General features: G+C 27.5%; 19 protein-coding genes. 16 read left to right on the top strand and 3 right to left on the bottom strand.

From position 1 onward, the window contains the following. The first annotated feature begins 334 nt into the window (after positions 1-334). From dltD to dltC, 4 genes are all read left to right on the top strand, one after another. A complete protein-coding gene (gene dltD, locus I4U66_RS08455) occupies positions 335-1,525 on the top strand; it encodes a D-alanyl-lipoteichoic acid biosynthesis protein DltD (RefSeq protein WP_195581317.1) in 1,191 nt (396 codons plus the stop codon). Positions 1,526-1,646: 121 nt separating this feature from the next. Then, positions 1,647-3,155, top strand: coding sequence for a D-alanine--poly(phosphoribitol) ligase subunit DltA (gene dltA / locus I4U66_RS08450; RefSeq protein ID WP_195928744.1), 1,509 nt, complete (start codon positions 1,647-1,649; stop codon positions 3,153-3,155). Further along, positions 3,155-4,303, top strand: a complete 1,149-nt coding sequence (gene dltB / locus I4U66_RS08445) for a D-alanyl-lipoteichoic acid biosynthesis protein DltB (protein ID WP_195581314.1) — start codon at positions 3,155-3,157, stop codon at positions 4,301-4,303. Before dltA ends, dltB begins: the two co-directional genes overlap by 1 nt. Before the next feature lie 17 nt (positions 4,304-4,320). Further along, positions 4,321-4,551, top strand: coding sequence for a D-alanine--poly(phosphoribitol) ligase subunit DltC (gene dltC / locus I4U66_RS08440; protein WP_092924705.1), 231 nt, complete (start codon positions 4,321-4,323; stop codon positions 4,549-4,551). Positions 4,552-4,630: 79 nt separating this feature from the next. Here dltC and I4U66_RS08435 read toward each other — a convergent pair whose 3' ends face one another. After that, positions 4,631-5,149 carry a gamma-glutamylcyclotransferase family protein gene (locus I4U66_RS08435; protein ID WP_195928742.1) on the bottom strand — a complete coding sequence of 173 codons (519 nt, stop codon included), beginning with the start codon at positions 5,147-5,149 and terminating at the stop codon, positions 4,631-4,633. Between the two features lie 321 nt (positions 5,150-5,470). Here I4U66_RS08435 and I4U66_RS08430 point away from each other — a divergent pair, with 321 nt between their 5' ends. Genes I4U66_RS08430 through I4U66_RS08420 form a run of 3 tightly spaced genes read left to right on the top strand, consistent with a single transcriptional unit; the run spans position 5,471 to position 8,169 of the window. Then, on the top strand, positions 5,471-6,322 hold the full coding sequence (locus I4U66_RS08430; RefSeq protein WP_195928740.1) for a DUF3100 domain-containing protein: 852 nt from the start codon (positions 5,471-5,473) through the stop codon (positions 6,320-6,322). Positions 6,323-6,340: 18 nt separating this feature from the next. Then, positions 6,341-6,811, top strand: coding sequence for a hypothetical protein (locus I4U66_RS08425; protein WP_092924709.1), 471 nt, complete (start codon positions 6,341-6,343; stop codon positions 6,809-6,811). A gap of 44 nt (positions 6,812-6,855) precedes the next feature. Beyond that, a complete protein-coding gene (locus I4U66_RS08420) occupies positions 6,856-8,169 on the top strand; it encodes a M20 family metallopeptidase (protein WP_195928738.1) in 1,314 nt (437 codons plus the stop codon). 38 nt (positions 8,170-8,207) lie between these two features. Here I4U66_RS08420 and I4U66_RS08415 read toward each other — a convergent pair whose 3' ends face one another. Further along, the gene (locus I4U66_RS08415) at positions 8,208-9,494 is read right to left on the bottom strand and encodes a transcriptional regulator (RefSeq protein ID WP_092924713.1); all 1,287 of its coding nucleotides are present in this window, start codon (positions 9,492-9,494) and stop codon (positions 8,208-8,210) included. A 180-nt stretch (positions 9,495-9,674) separates the two neighbouring features. Between I4U66_RS08415 and I4U66_RS08410 the strand changes: the two genes are divergently transcribed. From I4U66_RS08410 to I4U66_RS08395, 4 genes are all read left to right on the top strand, one after another. Beyond that, a complete protein-coding gene (locus I4U66_RS08410; RefSeq protein ID WP_092924715.1) occupies positions 9,675-10,145 on the top strand; it encodes a hypothetical protein in 471 nt (156 codons plus the stop codon). A gap of 164 nt (positions 10,146-10,309) precedes the next feature. Beyond that, entirely contained in the window at positions 10,310-12,514 is a 2,205-nt protein-coding gene (locus I4U66_RS08405; RefSeq protein WP_195928736.1) for an SH3 domain-containing protein, read from the top strand. A gap of 136 nt (positions 12,515-12,650) precedes the next feature. Further along, positions 12,651-13,163, top strand: coding sequence for an RNA polymerase sigma factor (locus I4U66_RS08400; protein ID WP_195581309.1), 513 nt, complete (start codon positions 12,651-12,653; stop codon positions 13,161-13,163). 2 nt (positions 13,164-13,165) lie between these two features. Beyond that, on the top strand, positions 13,166-14,023 hold the full coding sequence (locus I4U66_RS08395) for an anti-sigma-V factor rsiV (protein ID WP_092924721.1): 858 nt from the start codon (positions 13,166-13,168) through the stop codon (positions 14,021-14,023). 187 nt (positions 14,024-14,210) lie between these two features. Here I4U66_RS08395 and I4U66_RS08390 read toward each other — a convergent pair whose 3' ends face one another. Further along, on the bottom strand, positions 14,211-14,882 hold the full coding sequence (locus tag I4U66_RS08390; RefSeq protein WP_195928734.1) for a hypothetical protein: 672 nt from the start codon (positions 14,880-14,882) through the stop codon (positions 14,211-14,213). 161 nt (positions 14,883-15,043) lie between these two features. Here I4U66_RS08390 and I4U66_RS08385 point away from each other — a divergent pair, with 161 nt between their 5' ends. From I4U66_RS08385 to I4U66_RS08365, 5 genes are all read left to right on the top strand, one after another. Beyond that, a complete protein-coding gene (locus I4U66_RS08385; protein ID WP_092924725.1) occupies positions 15,044-19,342 on the top strand; it encodes a PolC-type DNA polymerase III in 4,299 nt (1,432 codons plus the stop codon). Between the two features lie 193 nt (positions 19,343-19,535). Next, the gene (locus tag I4U66_RS08380) at positions 19,536-20,249 is read left to right on the top strand and encodes a DUF975 family protein (protein WP_092924727.1); all 714 of its coding nucleotides are present in this window, start codon (positions 19,536-19,538) and stop codon (positions 20,247-20,249) included. Positions 20,250-20,519: 270 nt separating this feature from the next. Then, positions 20,520-20,720, top strand: coding sequence for a cold-shock protein (locus tag I4U66_RS08375; protein ID WP_092924729.1), 201 nt, complete (start codon positions 20,520-20,522; stop codon positions 20,718-20,720). Between the two features lie 224 nt (positions 20,721-20,944). Further along, the gene (locus tag I4U66_RS08370) at positions 20,945-21,118 is read left to right on the top strand and encodes a hypothetical protein (protein WP_166505783.1); all 174 of its coding nucleotides are present in this window, start codon (positions 20,945-20,947) and stop codon (positions 21,116-21,118) included. Positions 21,119-21,375: 257 nt separating this feature from the next. Then, the gene (locus I4U66_RS08365) at positions 21,376-22,083 is read left to right on the top strand and encodes a DUF975 family protein (RefSeq protein ID WP_176698654.1); all 708 of its coding nucleotides are present in this window, start codon (positions 21,376-21,378) and stop codon (positions 22,081-22,083) included. Positions 22,084-22,208 lie beyond the last annotated feature (125 nt).

The following is a 22,208-nucleotide window of genomic DNA, read 5'->3' as shown; positions in this document are numbered from 1 at the left end:
TTAGAAAAATAACTAAACTTAAATAATTAAGGTTTTTTTATATAAAACTATTAAAAACTAAAAAAATAATACAAAAGATAAAAGTATAGATATATATCTATACTTTTTTGATATGCAAATTTTTACTAACTAAAAGAAAAATTATAAAAAACTTATATTTTTTATTTGAAATATGATAAAAATAAAATATTTAAGTGTAAAATGATTTTAAAAATAATTTAAAAAAACCTTAAAAATACCTTAAAAAAACATAAAGTTACAAAAGTGTTATTGAATATATGTCGATAAAGTAATAAAATAGTTAGGTATTACGATTAAATTAGAGGAGAGAAATATGAAAAAAATAACTTATTTCATTGTGCCGATATTAATAGGGGGAATATTCTTATTCGGACTAGACAAATTCCTAGACCATGAGATAAAAGACCTATTAAATAAAAGAGACTTAATTCCTGTAATGAATTATCCTCTAAGCTCGGAAAAGGATAAGGGAATTATATTAAATAATCATCTTTTAAAACAAAATGATATTATGATGATAGGTTCATCAGAACTAGGACTTGCTACAAAGCAACATCCTACTTACTATTTCAATACAAATAGAAGTAAAAATGGAGTTTTTACAATAGGGAAGGCATATACTCAAAATTTACAAGATGCAACTATAATTGGGAGTACAGACCCTAATATAAAAGATAAAAAAGTTGTATTACTACTTTCTATGCAGTGGTTTATGGATAAAGAAGGTGTTACACCTCAACATTATCAAGGTAGATTTTCACCTGTTCAATTCTATGCCTTTTTACAAAATCCTGAAATATCAAAGGAAAATAAAGAGGAGTTTGCAAAAAGAACAATTGAGCTATTAGCTGGATCTGGAGAGTTTAAGCCAGAAGCTGTATATGCAAAGTTATATATTAGTGATTCATTCATTTCAAAAGTAGAAAAGACTATATTACACCCTTACTTTAAAGCAAGACAATTTGAAGTAGTGTTAAAAGACAAGGGAATGTTATTTAGAAAGTTATTAAGAGCTCCTGAGAAAAAAGAAGTTAAAAAAGGAGAGCCTATTAACTGGGAAAATGAAACAAAACAAGCAATTGAAGATGCTAAAAAAAGAGTTGGAAACAATGATTTATGTATAGACAAAATGTACTATGAGAAAAACTTTGGTAAAAACCTAGATAAAATGAAAGGTAGATACGATTATGTTAATCTATTAGAATCAAGAGAATTTGATGATTATGAGTTAACATTATCAGTATGTAAAGATTTAGGAATAAAGCCAGTAGTTGTTATGCTTCCAGCTATGGACAAGTTCTATAACTTAACAGGAATATCAAGAGAAGAAAGACATGCTTTTTATGATAAAGCAGAGAAAATGGCAAAACAAAAAGGTTTTGATGTTATAGATTTAAGAGACAAAGAAACTGAAAAGTATTACTTAAGGGATGTTATGCACCTTGGTACGAAAGGATGGGTAGATGTTTGTGAAAAATTATTTAAAAAATTTGATCAACAATAAATACTTAATGATAAGTATTACATTAACAATAGTTATAATAGCGGCTATATTAGTGATGACATTTACATCATTTAAAGAATTACCATTTATATATAATGAATTTTAATAAGGAGGATTACTAATGAAAATCATTGAAGGTATAAAAAAATACGCAAATACAGACAGGATAGCATTAAAATGTAATGATGAAAGTCTTTCTTATAAAGATTTAGATAAGTACTCAGAAGCAATAGCTTTATATTTAAAAGATATACATGAAGATAACACACCAATAGTTATATATGGAAACAAGGAAAATATGATAATGGCATGTATGATAGGTGCCCTAAAATCAGGAAGAGCATATGTACCACTTGATATAAGTTTCCCACTAGATAGAGTATATGATGTAACTGGTGAAATTAAGCCAAAAGTTGTATTTAACTTTAGTGAAGTAAACTTAGAAGGCTTAAATGTAGTTAATGAAAATGAATTAAAAGAAATTATAAATAAATATGAAAATAAAGAAATAGATAAATCTAACTGGGTAAAAGATGATGAAAATGCATACATCTTATTTACATCAGGAAGTACAGGAAAACCAAAGGGAGTTCAAATAAGTTCAAACAACTTAGATAGCTTTGTTGATTGGATTAGTCCATATTTAAACATAGATGGAAGTGAAAAAGTAATAATGAATCAAGCAGCATATTCATTTGACTTATCAGTTACATCTATATATCCAGGATTAGTTCATGGTGCTACTTTATTCTCTTTAACAAAGAAAGTATTAGCAGACTACAAGGAACTATTTAGACAATTTGGTGAATCTGATATGGCAGTATGGGTTTCAACACCATCATTTGCAGGTGTTTGTGTAACAGAAAAGAGCTTTAATAGTGAAATGTTACCAAAACTTGAATCTATGATATTTATAGGTGAAGCACTTCCAAAGAGTTTAACAAAAGAACTTTTAGAAAGATTTGAAAATACTAGAGTTATAAATGGATACGGACCAACTGAAGCTACTGTTGGAGTAAGTGTAAATGATATGACTATGGAATTAGTAGAAGATGAAAAAAGCTTACCTGTGGGATTCCCTATGGAAAACTGTAAGATAAAAATTATAGATGAAGAGGGAAATGAACTAAGTGAAGGTGAAAAAGGTGAAATAGTAATAATAGGACCTTCAGTTTCAAAAGGATACTTCAACAATGAAGAAAAAACTAATGAAGTATTTTACTTTGATGAAATAGATGGAGTAAAACATAGAGCTTATAAAACCGGAGATATAGGATATCTTCTAGATGGAAGAATATACTACTACGGTAGAAAAGATTTCCAAATAAAATTAAATGGATTTAGGATAGAAATAGAAGATATAGAAAACAACTTAAGAAAAGTTGAAAATATAAAAAATGCAGTAGTTATACCAGTTTATAAGGATGAAAAAATAGCATACTTAACAGGTATAGTACAATTAAAGGAAAAGAACTCCCTAAGCAATCTTAAAAATGGGATGATAATCAAAAAAGAATTAGGAAAATATATACCATCATATATGATTCCTAGAAATATAAAGGTTATAGATGAATTCCCAACAAACATAAACGGAAAAATAGATAGAAAGAAACTTATGGAGGAAATTTAATGACTTTTTCACAATATGGAGATTATTTTTATCTTTATATATTATTATTAACGTCAATACCAGCTATAATATTAGGACTTTGTGAAAAAAAGATAAAGTACTATGGAATGATAGCAACTGCATTTATGATACTTTTAATAGTTGGAGTAAATGTACACCTAAAATTCTTAATAGCCTTTATGGTAATTGAAGTTATAGTAGTTAAAGGATATGAATATGTAAGAAAGAAAACGGACAGTAAGCTTGTATATAGATTATTTTTATTAGCATCAATGTCTCCAATAATAATTAATAAATTATCACCATATACATCAATGGGGACTATTGGTTTTATAGGAATATCTTATTTAAACTTTAGAACAATACAAATGGTTATAGAAATTTATGATGGGGCAATAAAAGAAGTAAAATTATTAGATATGATTTACTTTGTACTATTTTTCCCAACATTAAGTTCAGGACCAATAGATAGATCAAGAAGATTTGAAAAAGAATTAGAAAAAAATATATCAAGAAGCGAATATGTAAATGAATATTTAGCTCCAGGTATTAAAAAAATATTTATGGGGATTGGATATAAGTTTGTAATAGCATTTTTAATAAATGTTTACTGGATGTCAAAAATACCTACTGATATAACTTTTAAAAATGCACTAAGCTATATGTATGCTTATAGTTTATATTTATTCTTTGACTTTGGAGGATACAGTTTATTTGCAGTAGGTACAAGTTATATATTTGGTATAAAAGCACCAGATAACTTTAACAAACCATTTATAAGTAAAGATATGAAAGAATTCTGGACAAGATGGCATATAAGTCTTTCTAGATGGTTTGGAGATTATATATTCTCAAGATATTTAATATCTTCTATGAGAAAGAAAAGATTTAAAAATAGAGCCACAGCAGGTCGTGTTGCTCAAATGATAACAATGTTAGTTATGGGATTTTGGCATGGTTTAACATGGTTTTATATAGTATATGGTATATATCAAGGTCTAGCATTAGTTCTTACAGATATATATCAGAAAAAATCCAAATTCTACAAAAAGCATAAAAAAGAGAAATGGTTTGAATATGTGCAAATATTTGTAACATTTAATATAGCATGTTTTGGACTACTAATATTCTCAGGATATTTTGCTTAATTTAAGGAGGACATAAAATGCAAGAAACAGTTATAGAAATATTTGAAGATGTTTTAGGTAGTGATGAAATAAGAGATGATTTAGATTTTGATTTATTTGAAGCAGAGCTTTTAGACTCATTAGCTATAATACAAGTATTACTTGAAATAGAATCTAGATTAGGAATAGTACTTCAGCCAACAGACTTAGAAAGAAGTGATATGGCTACAGTTAATAACTTAGTTAAATTCTTAGAAAATAGAAAATAATATTTAAATTAGTTTATTAAATAATTAAAAAATAACACTCCATATAATATACATGGAGTGTTATTTTTTAATATAATTATTATTTTTTATTATTTTCTTCCATATATACTTTCCAGTCTCCATGTTTAACTGGAACTAATTTATCATCTTTATTGTATTCAGCTGGAGGATTATACTCATAATAATAAGCTTTTTCTGTAGTTCCATCCTCTAACTTAACATCTACTATTTCTCTATTATATTCATTTTCATTTTCTTTTCCTACTTCATAAGCTTCTAATTCATCTAATTCTTTTAAAGTAGAATCAAAATCTTTAAATTCCATTAACTCCCCAATTACTTCACCATTTCCTGGTGTTACAGCAGGGTACCCCTTATTTTCTATATGGGATAAATCACCTTTTATAGTAGCTTTATCATTTTTCGTTACTTTTCCGTCTAAATATATATCGTAGTTAAACATATCACTTCTTAAACTACCATATACAAATACTTTTTTGATTTCCTCAGCTTCCGTTTTATTGCTTTCTTTTGCACTACAGCCAACTATTAACATCATACTAGATGCTACTAAGATACCAACTAATTTTTTCTTCAATTTACCTACCCCTTTTCTTGATATTAGTTAACATTAAGTTAATCTATACTAAAGTTGACTTTTAAAATTTATCACTTTATACAAATTTTGTCAATAACATTTTGAAATGAATATTTTTTAAATACAAATATTTAAGATGAAAAATATATTGACAAAAATCTCCAAATATTTTATTCTTTAATTACGGACAACTTAATGACATGTCAAAAATAAAGCTTTAAATATTTTATGTAAAGTTTTTATTTTTGAAAATAGGCAAACGTATTCTTAAAAAGGGGAACTTTGTCTTAGTTAAATACTTATATTTTTTAGGGAGGAAATATGGAAAATAACAAAAGTCTTATGAAAGTTATGCTTGCAACTTTATTAATAGTTGTAGGGTGCGAATTTATTGGAGAGTATACAGTTAAGCTAGGTTCTGTAGCCTTAGTATTATTCCCAATGTTATACGCAGTAATTATAGGAATTATAATCACACCAGATTTATTAGGAAAGAAAATAAAAGTATTAAAAGAAATGGTTGGGGAAAAAGAAATAAATATAGCTGGAGATGTTGTTGGTATCGCACTTGTTTTACTTGGTATAAAGTATGGTTCAACAGTTGGTCCTAACCTTGCAAAAATAATACAAGCAGGTCCAGCATTTTTAGCTCAAGAATTTGGACATATATTAGCACCTATAGTAGCACTTCCTTTAGCGTTACTATTTGGTTTTAAAAGAGAAGCTGTGGGGGCTTGCTCTAGTATAAGTCGTGAAACTTCTTTAGGAGTTATATCTGAAAAATACGGAATAAATTCACCAGAAGGTAGTGGTGTTTTAGGTACATATTTAATGGGAACAGTAATAGGAACTATATACTTCTCTATACTAGGTTCTGTTTCAATATATACAGGTCTTCATCCATATGCACTTGGTATGGCAACAGGAGTTGGTAGTGGTAGTATGATGACTGCAGCTTCAGCAGCACTTACAAAAGTACCAGAAATAGCAGCTGATCCTGCTATGGTTGATACTATACTTTCATATGGGGCTACAAGTAATATGATGTCTAGTTTAACTGGATTAATATTCTTAGTATTTATAACTTTACCATTTACAAATAAGTTATATAAAGTTTTAGAGCCTAAGTTAGGTAGAAAGTCTAAAAAAACATCAAGTAATAAAGTAGCTTAATAAAGAGAGGGATAAAAAATGTTTGCTAATATAAATGTTAAAAAAAGTTTTAATCAACTTATAGTCATGCTAATGGTTGGGGCTATGATTTTAATAGGGCAATATATAAGTAAGGGAGTAGCAATAACTACAGCTCTTCCTGGAATGTTAATAATGATAGCAGCAGCTATGGCAGCAATGATATTAAAAGATTTATTTCCAAAATCAATATTTCCTGCATTTGGATTTGCAACAATAATAGGGTTAATACTTAGTATACCAGGAAATCCAGTATCAGATGTATTTAATGAACAAGTTGCAAATATAAACTTTATGGCTATAACTACACCGCTACTAGCATTTGCTGGAATATCTGTAGGTAATAAAATAGAAGAATTAAAGAAAATGTCTTGGAAAATAGTAGTTATATCTTTAGTAGTTTTCACAACAATATTCTTTGCTTGTGCATCTATAGGACATATAGTACTAAAAATGCAAGGGGTTATATAGTTTAATATAATACAAATATTTATATATTTTGGGAGGAATTAATTATGAATAAAGCTAAATTAAAAGAATTAATTATAAAAACAATAGATGAAAATAGAGATAAAATAATAGAAGTAGGTCGTGGAATATATGAAAATCCAGAATACGGATATAAAGAATATAAAACTACTGAAGCTGTATCAAACTTTTTAAGTGAAGAATTAGGATTAGAAGTAGAAAAAAATATAGCTGTTACAGGATGTATGGCTACTGCAAATAGTGATAAAAAAGGACCACATGTATCTATATTAGGGGAATTAGACGGAATATCTTGTAAAGAGCATAAACACTCTAATGAAATAGGAGCATCTCATACTTGTGGACATAATATACAAATAGCTGGTATGTTAGGTGCTGCAGTTGGATTAGTTAAAAGTGGTGTATTAGATAATCTTGATGGAAAAGTATCTTTTATGGCTACTCCAGCAGAAGAATTTATAGAGTTAGAATATAGACAATCATTAAAAGATAAAGGTGAAATAACTTACTTTGGCGGAAAGCAAGAACTTGTTAAAAAAGGATATTTTGATGATATAGATATGTCTATGATGTTCCATTCATTAGATATGGGAGAAAATAAGGCATTAGTAGGTCCAGAAAGTAATGGATTTATAGGAAAGAAAGTTCAATTTATAGGAAAAGAATCACATGCAGGTTCAGCACCACATGAAGGAATAAATGCTTTAAATGCAGCAATGCTTGCTATAAATAATGTAAATGCACTAAGAGAAACATTTAAAGAATCTGAAAGAGTTAGATTCCATCCAATTTTAACTAAAGCTGGAGATATAGTAAATGTTGTACCTGCTGATGTTCAAATGGAATCATATGTAAGAGCTAGAACTATAGATGGTATGATAGATGCTAGTGAGAGAATAAATAGAGCTTTAATAGCAGGTGGTAATGCAGTAGGAGCAGAGGTAGTATTAACTGAAATACCAGGATATTTACCAATACTTCGTTATAGAGATATGGATAAATTATTTAGTGATAACTTAGTTGATTTAGGAATAGAATCAGAAAAAATAGTTGACGGTGGAGATTTTACAGGTTCATTTGACTTTGGTGATATATCTCATCTAATGCCAACACTTCACCCAATGGTAGGTGGTGTAAAAGGGGCACTTCATACTAGAGAGTATGAAATAGTAGATGAAGAATTAGCATACATAGTACCTGCAAAGTCTATGGCTATGACTGTTGTAGATTTATTATTTGATGGAGCAAAAGAAGCTAATGAAATATTAAATAACTTCACTCCTGTAATGACTAAAGAAGAGTACTTAAGCTTCTTAGAAAAATACGATAGAACTATATAATTAATAAAAAAAGGGCTTTTAATAAGCCCTTTTTTGTACTAAAATAAAAGTTCTACAAGGTTTTTAGGTCTACCGACCCCCTCACTAGTTCCCTTTGCACACACTCTTGCTAGTTCTTTTGAAACTAATTTATTTAAAATTCTTCGAGCACTTCTATCACTTATATTTAAGTGTGTAGCTAACTCTTTTGTATCATATATTTTACTTTGTCTAGTATTACTTATTGCTATAATTTTTGATATTGATTCACAGCTTAGTCCTGACTTTTTAGAAATATCTATTGTATATTCATCAGAGGCTATAAGTGAATAGTTAATTTCACTATCTAACCCTAGAGGACCTTTTAAAAACTTATTTTCATCAATTAAATATATATCAAAATCAGAAGAATCTAAAGAACGCTTTAATGCTTTATATCCATTTGTTTCAGCTTGATATGAAGTATTTCCAATACCAATACCTACAGCAAGAGAAAATCCAATAGACTTTATTTTATTTTTTAAACTAAATAATTTATTGTAGTTTATATCATTTTCAATAGCACCTTTATGAGCAAATATTATGTATTCATCTCTACCAAAATTAAATACAGAACCTTGTATATCTCTAACATATTCAACTATAATTTTATCAAGGTCACATCTTTTAATCATGTTAGAGTAATACTTGTCCATACTTTCTTTATAATCTACTAAGCTAAGAATCTCTACACCTATTTGAGAGTGTTTAGCTTTATTTAATTCATATTTACTTTTTAGCTCATTATAACTTACTCTTATAAGAGGTCTAGTTGCTTCTAGTCTAAATACTGGATATCCTTTTGACTTTAAGCAATTATAAACATTTGCAAGTCCAGTTAACATTACATCTGTTTTTTTACTTTCAAATAAATCAATATGCCATTTAGCATAATCCATTTCAGAAATATCATTAGAATAAGGCATAGAATATACATTATTAATATCAAAGTCAATTTCATATAAAGCATCACTTAAAATCTCATTATCAACAACATCTATACTAAACTTATTAAAATTTATATTACTGTTTTTTATTTGCCATAGAGCTTTAACAATACTTGCATTACCTCTTGATACAAAAACATTAGGCAAGTTTATTTTATGCTTAGCCCTAACAGATTCATAAACTCCACAACCTGTAAATATTATTCCATCACATTCATTTTCACAATCTACTATTACTTCTGGTGCATCTACTAACTTTTCTCTTATATATAATTTTATCTCTAAATCATTATCTATTTCATTTAAATATTCTTTTATTTTTTTACTAGAATCTAAAGGTCCTACAACTCCTATCTTCATAAATATCCTCCAAAACCACTAAATTAATTACATATTATGAATTTACTATAACATAGTATATATTATGATAGAAGGAATTTATAAAATATAGAAATACAAACAATTTATCGTTTAAAAAAGAGGTAAACAATAGAGTTTATCAAAATATTATAATAAATATATTTTTAGGGGTAGAGATATATGATAAATGATAAAGATTATAAATTACTAGAAATATATGCAAAGGCATATAAGAAAAGTTCATTAAAAGTAGATTTAGTAAGAATAGAAAAATTAGAAAAGAATATGAAAAATTTAAATGAAGAAATAACAGAATATATAAAAGAATTATGTGAATTAGACTTTGAATTTAAAAAAAATACAAGTCCTATTCCAGACCCTATAAAATACTTTATAGAAAATGGAAAGGCAATAGAACAATGGGACTATATAAACAATACATTATGGGATGGATATTGGAAAAGATGTAGTGGAAGAGATTTAGAGTACTTTATGTCTTATTTAGAATATCCAATAATTTATCCAAATCATAAAAGCTATATTGAAAATAATAAAAATTTAGTAGAAGTATTTAAAAAAGAAACTGGACTTAAAAAAGTTCCATATGGTGTAAAATGTGCAGAGGTACTTAATAAAAAATATTTCAAATAAAAATGTTTTTAAATATAAATTTCTCTATATTTCTAGAAAAAGTTACAAAAAAACTACAAAATTTTAGTTTTATTTGTCGGATAAGATTTACTAAAAAAATATACTGTCGTATAATTATACTAATCGTATATAATGTCAAATTTATCCACAAGGAGAGAATATAGATGAAAGAAAAGATAGCATTAGCAGCACTAGCAGCAGTGCCTATGACCGTAAGTAGTGTTTATGCTTCTGATTTAACAGGAATTGTTACAACAAGTTATTTAAATGTAAGAAGTGGACCTTCAACTAGTCATGCAGTAATATTTAGTGTTAAAAAGGATGAAAAAGTATCAATTGAAGAACAAACAGACGGATGGTACAAAATAAAAACTAATACAGGAAATACTGGATGGGCGTCATCTACATACATATCATTATCTAATAATGAATCAAATGATAATCCTTCTTCAGATAACCAAAGAAGAGTTACAATAGAAGGACTTAACATGAGAAATGGTGCAGGTACTAGTTATAGAGCTATAACTAAATTAAAAAATGGAACAATATTAGAATTAATATCAGAAAACAATGGATGGTCTAAAGTTAAATATGATGGAAGAATAGGCTATGTATATAGTGATTATTTAGAAAAAGTTTCAGATTCTAATATAAATACTAGAGCGAATACTACAAAGGTAGTAAATTATGACTTCTTAAATGTAAGAAGTGGACCATCAACATCTCATTCTATAGTTGGTAAACTAAATAGAGGAGATAAGGTAGGGGTTATATCAGAAAGTAATGGATGGAGTAAAATAAATTACAATGGAAAAGTTTCTTATGTATCTAGTAGATATTTAAGTAATCTATCAAATACAAATCCTGAAAAGCCAGATTCAAATAATGAAAGCGTAAAAGAAACAAAAGTAGTAAACTATGACTTCTTAAATGTAAGAAGTGGACCATCAACATCTCACTCAAAAATAGGAACATTAAAAAAGGGAGATAAAGTAGGAGTAATATCTGAAAGCAATGGATGGAGTAAAATAAAATATAATGGAAAAGTAGCATACGTATCAAGTACATATTTAAGTAAAGAAAATACAACACCAGAAGTACCAAGTAACCCAGGTGAAAGTATAAAAGAAACAAAAGTAGTAAATTATGAATTTTTAAATGTAAGAAGTGGACCATCAACATCTCACTCAAAAATAGGAACATTAAAAAAGGGAGATAAAGTAGGAGTAATATCTGAAAGCAATGGATGGAGTAAAATAAAATACAATGGAAATGTAGCATATGTATCAAGTTCGTACTTAAGTAGTGAAAGTACAACACCAGAAGTGCCAAGTAATCCAGATAATCATACAGTAAAAGTAGTAAACTACGACTTCCTAAACGTAAGAAGTGGACCATCAACATCTCACTCTAAAATAGGTGTTTTAAGCAAGGGTGATGAAGTAAAAGTAAAAGAAGAAAGTAATGGATGGTCAAAAATAGATTACAGAGGAAGTAATGCATATGTTTCTAGTATGTATTTAAGTAACATAGGTTCTAGTGGAGGAAGTGAAACTCCAGATAATGGTGGAGGAACTGCCAATATAAATGGAGCAACTGTAAATCATATACAACTAGGATATACATTAGAAGATCATGTAGTAGTTCAATTAGAAAGAGCACGTGTAGGTGGAAATGTTATAGATTCATCTATAAAAAGAGGATTTGTTACTGCTAGTAGAGCAGACTTAGAATACTACTTAAACCCAAATAACTTTACAGGTAGTACAAAGGGAATGATGCAGTTTTTAAGAACAGATTCATATAAAGGTGGAGTTACTGCTAGTGAATTAAACTCATATTTAAACTCTTTAAGACCAGCATCTTCGGGAACTAATGTATTTTATAATCAAGGGCAAACTTTTATAAATGCAGCTAAAAGATATGATATAGATTTAGCTTATTTAGTATCTCATGCTATGTGGGAAACAGCTTATGGAAGATCAACTTTAGCACAAGGTCAAACTATAACATCATACAAAGGAAAACCACTACCATCACCAGTTAAGGTTTACAACTTCTTTGGTATAGGTGCAATAGACCATAGTGCAAACGTAAGCGGTGCTGAAGCTGCTTATTCAAATGGTTGGACAAGTGTAGAGGCAACAATTGATGGTTCAGCTAAATGGATAGCTCAAAATTACATAAAAAATACAAAATATAAGCAAAATAACATATTTAAAATGAAATTTAACTATGATTACTCATGGCATCAATATGCAACAGATGTAAACTGGGCAAATGGTATATCAGGAGTAATGGTAAAAATAGTTGGCATGTATGATAAAGGAAGCAATTTAGTATTTGATATTCCAAAATATAGCAGATAAATAAAAAAATACCCTCATCTAAATTAAAAGATGAGGGTATTTTATATATTAAATTAAAAAATTAAAAAATAAGCAACTTTTTAGTGTACATAAGTCGTCTATATATATGTACAAGAAAGGAAGGTTTAAATTATTAATGAAACTGCTAAGCTTAAGCAAAGATTTAAAAGAAAAAAAATTAAAAGACTATATAGTTAAAAACAAAGAGTCATTTTACAAAATAGCTTATAGCTATGTTAAAAATGAATATGATGCCCTAGACATAGTTCATGATGCTATATGTAAAGCTCTTTCTAAAATAAATACATTAAAAGATACGGATAATATAAAGCCATGGTTTTATAAAATACTTATAAATACTACAACAGACTATATAAGGAAAAATAAAAAATACATAGTAGTAAGTGATGATGTTTTAGAAGATTCTAAAATAGATTATGATAAATATAGTGATATAGATCTACTAAGGGCAGTAGATAGCTTAGATGAAATTTATAAAACAGTTATAATACTTAGATACTTTGAAGATATGAAAATAGAGGATATAGCAAAAACATTAGACCAAAATATAAGCACAATAAAAACTAGAATTTATAAGGCTCTTAGTAAGCTTAAAATAAAAATAGACATCAAGAGAGAGGATGGTTAATAATGAAGGATAAAGATAGCTTGAAAATGTTAAAGAAAGATTATGATAATATTAAAATACCAAAAGAATTAGATGATGTAGTAAATGATGCACTAAATAGCAATATAAAATATAGAAAATATCAAAACAAAATGGTAATAGCAGCATCTCTTTTACTTGTTGTTTTAGGCATAAATATTAGCCCAGCATTTGCTCAAACTCTTTCTAAAATACCGATAATAGGAAATTTAGTAAAAATAATAACTATAAAAAATTACAGTATAGATGAAAATGGATATAAGGCATCAATAGATGTTCCAAAAATAAGCGGATTAACAGATAAAAAATTAGAGTATAAATTAAATAGTGAGTTTGAAAAAGAAGGAAAAAAATTATACGAAGATTTCTTAGAAGAAATGGAAATATTAAAATCAGATAAAGTACAAGGGCATAGCTTAGTAGAATCTTGGTATGAAGTATTAACAGATAACGAAGATTTATTTTCAGTAGTAGTTTACACTCATTATGCACAAGGTTCATCAAATACAATAAGAAAATTTTATAATATAGATAAAAAAAATGAAACAGTATTGTCTTTAGAGGGGATGTTTAAAAATAATGACTATATAAATGTTATAAGTCAAAATATAAAAGAACAAATGAGAGACAATATGAAAAAAGATAAGAATAAACATTATTGGATAGATGATGAAATAAAAGAAATGAATTTTAAGTTTATTGATAAAAATCAAGATTTTTATATAAATAAAAATGGTGAACTTGTTATATGCTTTGATAAGTATGACGTAGCGCCAGGGTATATGGGGTTAGTTGAATTTACTATACCTAATAATATAATAAAACCATTACTTAATAAATAGGGGGAAATAGGGGAGATATGAATAAAAAGGTTATTGACATAATGTTTTGTACTGGATGTATAGGGCTTATAATATCTATGTACATAATAATGTCAAAATAATTAATATATTTTAATATTTAGGGAAAATGTCTCAAAATTATTATTTTGAGACATTTTTAATTTAAAAAATATAAGAGTATGTAAAGCTATGCAACTTTTTTTGTATATCGTAAAATAGTATCTATATTATGCTCTCTTACAACACTTTTAAGATTTCCAAAGTTATAAGTAGCAAGTGCATACTCTTTTACCTTGTTAAATATAAACTCTTCATGGCTATTTTTAATGTTTACCATAGATTTAGCATTATTCCAAGCTGTAACTTCTCTATCAATTAGATTTTTCTTTAAAGCAATAAGGTTTTTTTCTAAATCATCAGGAATATTTTCTTTATGGATATTGTTATTACTAACATCTATGTCGTATTCTATTATTTTATCTATTATTGAATATATTATAGCGCTGTATTGTTCCTTAGATTTATATATATTTTTATCTACAATATGACCAACCTCGTGAGATACAACAAACTTAGCAATTAGAGATATAGAATCTTCGCTAATTTCAACACAAACACCATTTGAGTTTACAAAGTTAAAAAAATTATAGCAAAAAGATAAAAAGCTATGTCTAGAAGCAAGTATTGATCTTAATCTAGGTAAAGCACATATAGGAATATTTTTATATTTAAAATAAAATAAAAATACTCTTTTGTTTAGATTTAGACTATTTAAAGAAGATTTAAATAATTTTTTTTCGCCTAATGTTTTATAATAAGTTGTTATTTTTCTATAATTATTTTCGTTAAAGGTAGCCATATTAACACCGCCTAATTATATAGTCTTTTAATATAATATTAAAATAGGTGCAATTTGTAGCTAATCCAAATTAAAATAGTATATATGGGTATAAATATAGATAACTCTAAAACTTAAAAACTGTGATATAATATATTACTAAGTTTTGAAGGGAGGATGCTATGGAAACTGTTAGTGAATACTTAGATAAACTAGAAATAAATAATAATATATTAAAAAAACAACTAAAAGAAGTTTATATAAACAAAGTAACTTATTTTAAAGAAGACAAAATAGTATATTTTTATTTAAACTCAAAATCTATAATATCCTATGAAGTACTCGATATGTTAAAGGAAGACTTGCACAATAAGCTAGACTACTTTAAAGATATAAAAATAAAAATAAGATATACAGGGCTTGATAGAAAAGCTAATAAAGACATTATAAAAATGTACTGGGTAAATATATTATATATTTTAAAAAGACTTTGCCCATCTATAGCAGGATGGTATAGGCAAGTTGAGTATATGTGTATAGATGATTTACTAAAAATAAAAATTCCAAAAGGAATATTTTATGAAAGACTTATAAAACAAAATGTAGTATATGTATTAAAAAGTGTATTAAGTGAAGAGTTAGGAATAGATATTAATATAGTCATGGAAAGGGCTATAGATGAAGATGTAAATATTGAAAGAATATTAAGAAAAAGCGATAAAATAATAGAAGATAAGATTAAAGATTTAGAAATACAAGCAACTAATGAACCTAAAGAAGATGAAGAAGAGGCTTATGTTATAAGACCTGAATTTGATGAACATCTAATATATGGTGAAAATGTACATGCTATGGTAGAAAAAATCGAATCTCTTAACCAAGAGTCAGGTACAGTAGCAGTAGTTGGTGATATATTTGATATAGAAATTAAAGAACTTAGAAATGGTAAAATATTATTTATAGCATCTATTACAGACTATACAAGTTCTGTAAGCTGTAAATTATTCTTAAATGACACTAATAAAGATAAAGTTATTGATAATGTTAAAAAAGGTTCACATGTAAAAATAAAAGGTGATGTTATGTATGACACTTACCAAAGAGAACTTACAATGACTATAAGTGGTATAAGAAAAGAAGAAAAAGAAGAGAAAAAAGATTTATCAGAAAATAAAAGAGTTGAACTTCATGCACACACTCAAATGTCATCAATGGATGCACTTTGTTCTACTAAAAAGCTTATAGAAAGAGCAGCAAAATGGGGACATAAGGCAATCGCAATAACTGACCATGGAGTGGTTCAAGCTTTCCCAGAGGCTATGGGTGCAGCTAAGGCTAATAATATAAAAGTATTATATGGTGTTGAAGGATATTTAGTAGAAGATTCAAAAGATATAATAGAAGATGCTAATGACAAAGAGCTATCACAAAGCTTTGTAGTATTTGATATAGAAACAACAGGGTTTTCTAATACTAACGATAAAATAACTGAAATAGGTGCAGTTAAAATAGAAAACTTTGAAATAGTAGATAATTTTAGTGAACTTATAAACCCACAAAAAGATATATCATATAAAATTCAAGAACTAACAGGTATAACTAATGATATGGTAAAAGATAAACCAACCATAGAAGAAATATTGCCTAAGTTTATGGAATTTATAGGAGATAGTGTATTAGTTGCTCACAATGCAGAGTTTGATATTGGATTTATAAGAGAAAAATGTAGACAACAAAATATAGAATTTAATAATAAAAGTATAGATACACTTACACTAGCTAGAATATTACTTCCAGATTTAAAAAGACATAGATTAAATGTAGTAGCAAAAGCACTAGGTGTTCCACTTTTAAATCACCATAGAGCTGTAGATGATGCAAGAGCTACGGCTTTAATATTTCAAAAGTTTTTAGATATGTTAGTAAAAAAAGGTGCAAACACATTAAAAGAAGTAAATGAAGTTTTAGGTAAAGTTGATTATACAAAACTAGGAACTAATCATATAACTTTACTTGCAAAAGACTACACAGGACTTAAAAACCTATACAAAATAGTATCAGATGCCCATGTTAATCATTTTTACAGAGCACCAAGAATACTAAAAAGCTTCTTACAAGAACATAGAGAAGGACTTATAATAGGTTCTGCTTGTGAAAATGGACAGGTATATCAAGCAGTAAAGAAAAATGTTGATGATGAAGAAATGGCTAAAATTATAGATTTATATGACTATATAGAAGTAATGCCAATAGATAATAATAAATTTATGATTCATAAAGGTGAAGTAGAAGATGAAGAAGAACTAAGAGATTTAAATAGAAAAATGGTAGAGGTAGCCCATAAATTTGGAAAAATACCAGTAGCTACAGGAGATGTTCACTTCTTAGATGAACATGAAGCTGTTCTTAGAAAAATACTTAAATACTCTCAAGGATTTAAAGTAGATGAAGAAGAAACTTATCTTCACTTTAGAACAACAGATGAAATGCTAAGAGAATTTAGCTACTTAGGAGAAGAGCTAGCCTATGAAGTTGTAGTTACTAACACTAATAAAATAGCTGATATGGTAGAAGATATACTACCAATACCAGATGGAACATATCCTCCAGAAATAGAAGGTTCAGATGTAGAACTTAGAGAAATGTGCTACAACAAAGCTAAAAGAATATATGGAGATCCTCTTCCAGAAGTTGTTCAAAATAGACTTGATAGAGAGCTAAACTCTATAATAAAAAATGGATATGCCGTAATGTATATTATCGCCCAAAAGCTAGTTACAAAGTCACTAAGAGATGGATACTTAGTTGGTTCAAGAGGTTCGGTTGGTTCATCAGTAGCAGCAACAATGAGTGATATAACAGAGGTTAATCCACTTCCAGCACATTATATATGTGAAAATGAAGATTGTAAATATTCATATTTCTATGAAATAGGTGAATGGGGTTCTGGAGTAGACTTACCAGATAAGGATTGTCCAAAGTGTGGAAGAAAGCTTAAAAAAGATGGTCATGATATACCATTTGAAGTTTTCCTTGGATTTGAAGGAGATAAAGAGCCAGATATAGACCTTAACTTCTCTGGAGAATACCAGCCAGTAATACACAAATACACAGAAGAACTATTTGGTGAAGGATATGTTTATAGAGCAGGAACAATAGGTACAGTAGCTGAAAAAACAGCATTTGGATACGCTAGAAAATATGTAGAAGAGAATAATATACAAGTACCAACAGCAGAGGTAGTAAGATTATCAAATGGATGTACAGGAGTAAAAAGAACATCAGGACAGCATCCAGGTGGAGTTATGGTTGTACCTCATTACAAGGATGTATATGATTTTACCCCAATACAATACCCTGCTAATGATACAAGCTGTGGAGTAATAACAACACACTTTGACTACCACTCTATAAGTGGTAGAATACTAAAGCTAGATATACTTGGGCACGACGTTCCGACCATAATAAGAATGTTAGAAGATATAACAGGAATAGATGCAACAGAAATACCTTTAGATGACAAAGAAACAATGTCACTATTTACTTCAACAGATGCACTAGGAGTAACACCAGAGGAAATTAACTGTCCTATAGGTTCACTTGCTATACCTGAGTTTGGTACAAAGTTTGTTAGACAAATGCTACTTGATACAAAACCAACAACATTTGCAGAACTAGTACGTATATCAGGATTATCTCATGGTACTGACGTTTGGCTAAACAATGCACAAGAACTTGTTCAAAAGGAAATAGTTGGTCTTAAAGATGTTATATCAACACGTGACGATATAATGAACTACCTTATATTTAAAGGACTTCCACCAAAGATGGCATTCACCATAATGGAAAATGTTAGAAAAGGTAGAGGGCTAAAGCCTGAACATGTTGAGTTAATGGAAGCTAACAACGTACCAGAATGGTATATATGGTCATGTAAACAAATAAAGTACATGTTCCCTAAAGCACATGCCGTAGCATATGTTATGATGTCATTTAGACTAGCATACTGTAAGGTTCATTACCCAGAAGCTTTCTATGCAACTTACTTTACAACAAAGGCAGAAGACTTTGATGCTGATTTAATAGTTAAGGGACTACCTGCAATTAAAGCTAGAATAAATGAAATAGAAAGTTTAGGAAATGACGCAACAACTAAAGAAAAAAATATGCTTACAGTACTTGAAGTTGCACTTGAAATGTATGCAAGAGGTATAAAAATACTTCCAGTTGATATATATAAATCAGATGCAAGTAAATTCCAAGTTGCAGGAGAAAAGATGCTACTTCCTCCAATGATAGCCCTACAAGGGGTTGGGGAAAATGCAGCAATAAATATACAAAAAGAAAGAGAAAATGGAGAATTTATTTCTAAAGAAGACTTAAGAAAGAGAACTAAGATTTCTAAGACCGTTATAGAAACATTAACTAGTCACGGTTCACTTAATAATATGAGTGACGAAAACCAATTATCTTTATTTTAAAAAAAATAGTAATAAAATACATTAAAGCTTAGGTATAACCTAAGCTTTTTTATTTAAAAACTATTTATAATTTATAGTTTAAAAAAAGTACAAATTTAAATAATCCATTTTTTAACAATAAATGTTTTAGATAAAAAATAATAGGGTATATTAAACTCATAGACATTAAGTAACAATCATTGGAGGAATTTTTATGAATAGGAAAGAGTTAAAAGAACTTTCTAAAAGTCAACTAAAGGGTAATTGGAATGTACCAGTATTAGCTATGTTAGCTTATTCAATAGTAATGTTTTTAGTATCATATCTAGATAATAGCGAGTCTTTATTTGTATCATTAATTGGAATAATACTTGCTTTAGTTATAGAATCATGGTTCTTTGTAGCATATCCGAAATTATCTCTAAACCTTATAGAAGATGAAAGCGTTGATTTTAGTGATTTATCAGTATCAAATAAAACTTTCTTTAAATCTTTAGGATTTTCTGTATTAGTAGGTATAATATTAATAATAGTATATATTGTATTAATGTTTAGTTTTGTAGGTGGATTTACAATAACTTTATTAAGCGCAAATGATTTATTTGAAGTTATGGCACCAATGGTAATTGTAGGTATTATATTATGGTTAATATCAATAGTAATTCAATTAGCAATTTCTATGGTACCATTTATACTTGCAGATAAAGAAGAAGTAGGAGTATTTAAATCAATATCTCTTAGTATAAAAATGATGAAAGGTCATAAATGGAGATTATTCGTTATATGGCTAAGCTTTATAGGATGGGCTATATTAAGTATATTAACTTTAGGAATAGGATTTTTATGGTTATCACCATACTTTACTTTAACTATGGCTAACTTCTATAAAGAACTAGATAAAGAATATAACGCTAAACATATAGATTAAAAGTAAAAGGAGCTTAATTTAAGCTCCTTTTTTATTGTAATTTTTATAAATTTATATTGATAATTATGATGAAAAATTCTTGCAAATCGTTTAAAATAGTACATTTAAACAAGGTTAATTTAAGTTAAATAGAAAGCATTTAAAAGAAAATAAAATAAAAAGCTATCTATTATTAATAGCATGTGCTATAATAATACTTGTAGCGATACAAAATCGATACACAAATAAATTAAGAGAGACCTAGAAATAGGTTCACAGGAGTATTTTTTAATGATAAATGGAATAGTAAAATGGTTTAACAATGAAAAAGGATTTGGTTTCATATCAGTAGAAGGTGGAGATGATGTATTCGTACATTTTACAGCTATACAAACTGATGGGTTTAAATCATTAGAAGAAGGTCAAAAAGTAAACTTTAATATAGTTAAAGGTGCTAGAGGTCCTCAAGCGGAGAATGTAACTATATTATAATATATATATATGTTCGGAAAAAGACACATTATGTGTCTTTTTTTATTGTAATTAAATATTAGTAAAAACATATAAATAAATTTTTACACAGTTAGTTTATATAATATGTTAAAAAACATCTGTTTTAGTGGACATTTATAAAAATTACAAGTACTGTTATAATTAGATTAACAATAGTTATCTGATTTAAAGTATGTATTTAGTTTCATTAAGGGGGATAATTTATGAATTTAACTATAAAGAGAAATATATGTATTTTGATGGGTATTTTATTAGTTACTATTATCAAAATTGATATAATGATTCCGAATATTAATATTTTATTGGCAATAGGTTGTTTTTATAAAGCATATAAGGTTAATAAATTACTAAAAAATAAAGAGAACAAGTCTATTTAGGATAATTAATGTTAATATATTATTCTATTTTATATGTTTAGTGAAACATATTTTTTCGCGAACATATTTAATTTAGTTAATGATATATCTAAACGTATTTGTAATATACTTAAAATTGTACATGAAATTAAAATGACCTATTTATAGGTCATTTTTTATTATATTTTTTAAAATTTAGACTAGCAAATCTTAGAACTATTGGTCATACATTTGAATATATATATATTGAAAGTAAAAGTTTAAGGAGGGATGAGATTTTGACTAGAGTAGAATTAAAACAACTTTCTAAGAGTCAACTTAAAGGCAATTGGAAAACCCCAGTATTAGTCATGTTAGTATATACCATAGCAACCATGGCTCTTTCTTTTATGTCTGAATTTTCAAGTTCAATGGGTATATACTTAATTAGTACAATATTTTTAATTGGATTAGCAATATGGTTTTCTGTAGGATTTGCTAATTTCTTTTTAAGATTTAGCGAAACTGATGGAAAAGCTAAGTTTGATGACTTATTAGTATCTAAAAAATCAATATTAAAATCATTAGGATTATTTGCTTTAATGTTTGTTATAGGAATTGTATTAGGTATTATAATAGTTTTTGCCACATCATCTATGATAGTTTTTAGTAAAAGTGTATCTACTGGTATGATAGTAGGAGCATTAATAGTTGGAGTAGTATTATCTATACCTATTGTTATACTTGAATTAGCTTTAGCTATGACACCATATATCTTTGTTGATAAAGAAGAACTTGGTTTAATTGATTCAATAAGACTTAGTATAAAAATGATGAAAGGTAATAAATGGAACCTATTTGTTATAAACCTAAGTTTTATAGGATGGGCACTTTTATGTATTCTTACTTTAGGTATAGGATATTTATGGTTAGGGCCATATATACAATTAACTATTACCAACTTTTATATAGATTTAGATAATAATTTTAATAAAGTATCAATTTAAAAATAAAAAGGCTGACTAAAATCAGCCTTTTTATTTTATATAAAGTAAAAAACTATATTAAAATAATATAGTTAGATGTGTGATAAAATAAATTAATAATAAAGGAAAGTTTTGGAGGAGATTAT

It is taken from the genome of Romboutsia sp. D33t1_170424_H2, from assembly GCF_015669105.1.
GTDB lineage: Bacteria > Bacillota > Clostridia > Peptostreptococcales > Peptostreptococcaceae > Romboutsia_C > Romboutsia_C hominis.
Note: the sequence above shows the minus strand (reverse complement) of the source record. Positions and strands in the feature narration are given on the sequence as shown.

Bases quoted from the DNA above. Each gene is read 5' to 3' on its own strand.
- dltD (WP_195581317.1), top strand. From the start codon at position 335: ATGAAAAAAATAACTTATTTCATTGTGCCGATATTAATAGGGGGAATA.
- dltA (WP_195928744.1), top strand. From the start codon at position 1,647: ATGAAAATCATTGAAGGTATAAAAAAATACGCAAATACAGACAGGATA.
- dltB (WP_195581314.1), top strand. From the start codon at position 3,155: ATGACTTTTTCACAATATGGAGATTATTTTTATCTTTATATATTATTA.
- dltC (WP_092924705.1), top strand. From the start codon at position 4,321: ATGCAAGAAACAGTTATAGAAATATTTGAAGATGTTTTAGGTAGTGAT.
- I4U66_RS08430 (WP_195928740.1), top strand. From the start codon at position 5,471: ATGGAAAATAACAAAAGTCTTATGAAAGTTATGCTTGCAACTTTATTA.
- I4U66_RS08425 (WP_092924709.1), top strand. From the start codon at position 6,341: ATGTTTGCTAATATAAATGTTAAAAAAAGTTTTAATCAACTTATAGTC.
- I4U66_RS08420 (WP_195928738.1), top strand. From the start codon at position 6,856: ATGAATAAAGCTAAATTAAAAGAATTAATTATAAAAACAATAGATGAA.
- I4U66_RS08415 (WP_092924713.1), bottom strand. From the start codon at position 9,494: ATGAAGATAGGAGTTGTAGGACCTTTAGATTCTAGTAAAAAAATAAAA.
- I4U66_RS08410 (WP_092924715.1), top strand. From the start codon at position 9,675: ATGATAAATGATAAAGATTATAAATTACTAGAAATATATGCAAAGGCA.
- I4U66_RS08405 (WP_195928736.1), top strand. From the start codon at position 10,310: ATGAAAGAAAAGATAGCATTAGCAGCACTAGCAGCAGTGCCTATGACC.
- I4U66_RS08400 (WP_195581309.1), top strand. From the start codon at position 12,651: ATGAAACTGCTAAGCTTAAGCAAAGATTTAAAAGAAAAAAAATTAAAA.
- I4U66_RS08395 (WP_092924721.1), top strand. From the start codon at position 13,166: ATGAAGGATAAAGATAGCTTGAAAATGTTAAAGAAAGATTATGATAAT.
- I4U66_RS08390 (WP_195928734.1), bottom strand. From the start codon at position 14,882: ATGGCTACCTTTAACGAAAATAATTATAGAAAAATAACAACTTATTAT.
- I4U66_RS08385 (WP_092924725.1), top strand. From the start codon at position 15,044: ATGGAAACTGTTAGTGAATACTTAGATAAACTAGAAATAAATAATAAT.
- I4U66_RS08380 (WP_092924727.1), top strand. From the start codon at position 19,536: ATGAATAGGAAAGAGTTAAAAGAACTTTCTAAAAGTCAACTAAAGGGT.
- I4U66_RS08375 (WP_092924729.1), top strand. From the start codon at position 20,520: ATGATAAATGGAATAGTAAAATGGTTTAACAATGAAAAAGGATTTGGT.
- I4U66_RS08370 (WP_166505783.1), top strand. From the start codon at position 20,945: ATGAATTTAACTATAAAGAGAAATATATGTATTTTGATGGGTATTTTA.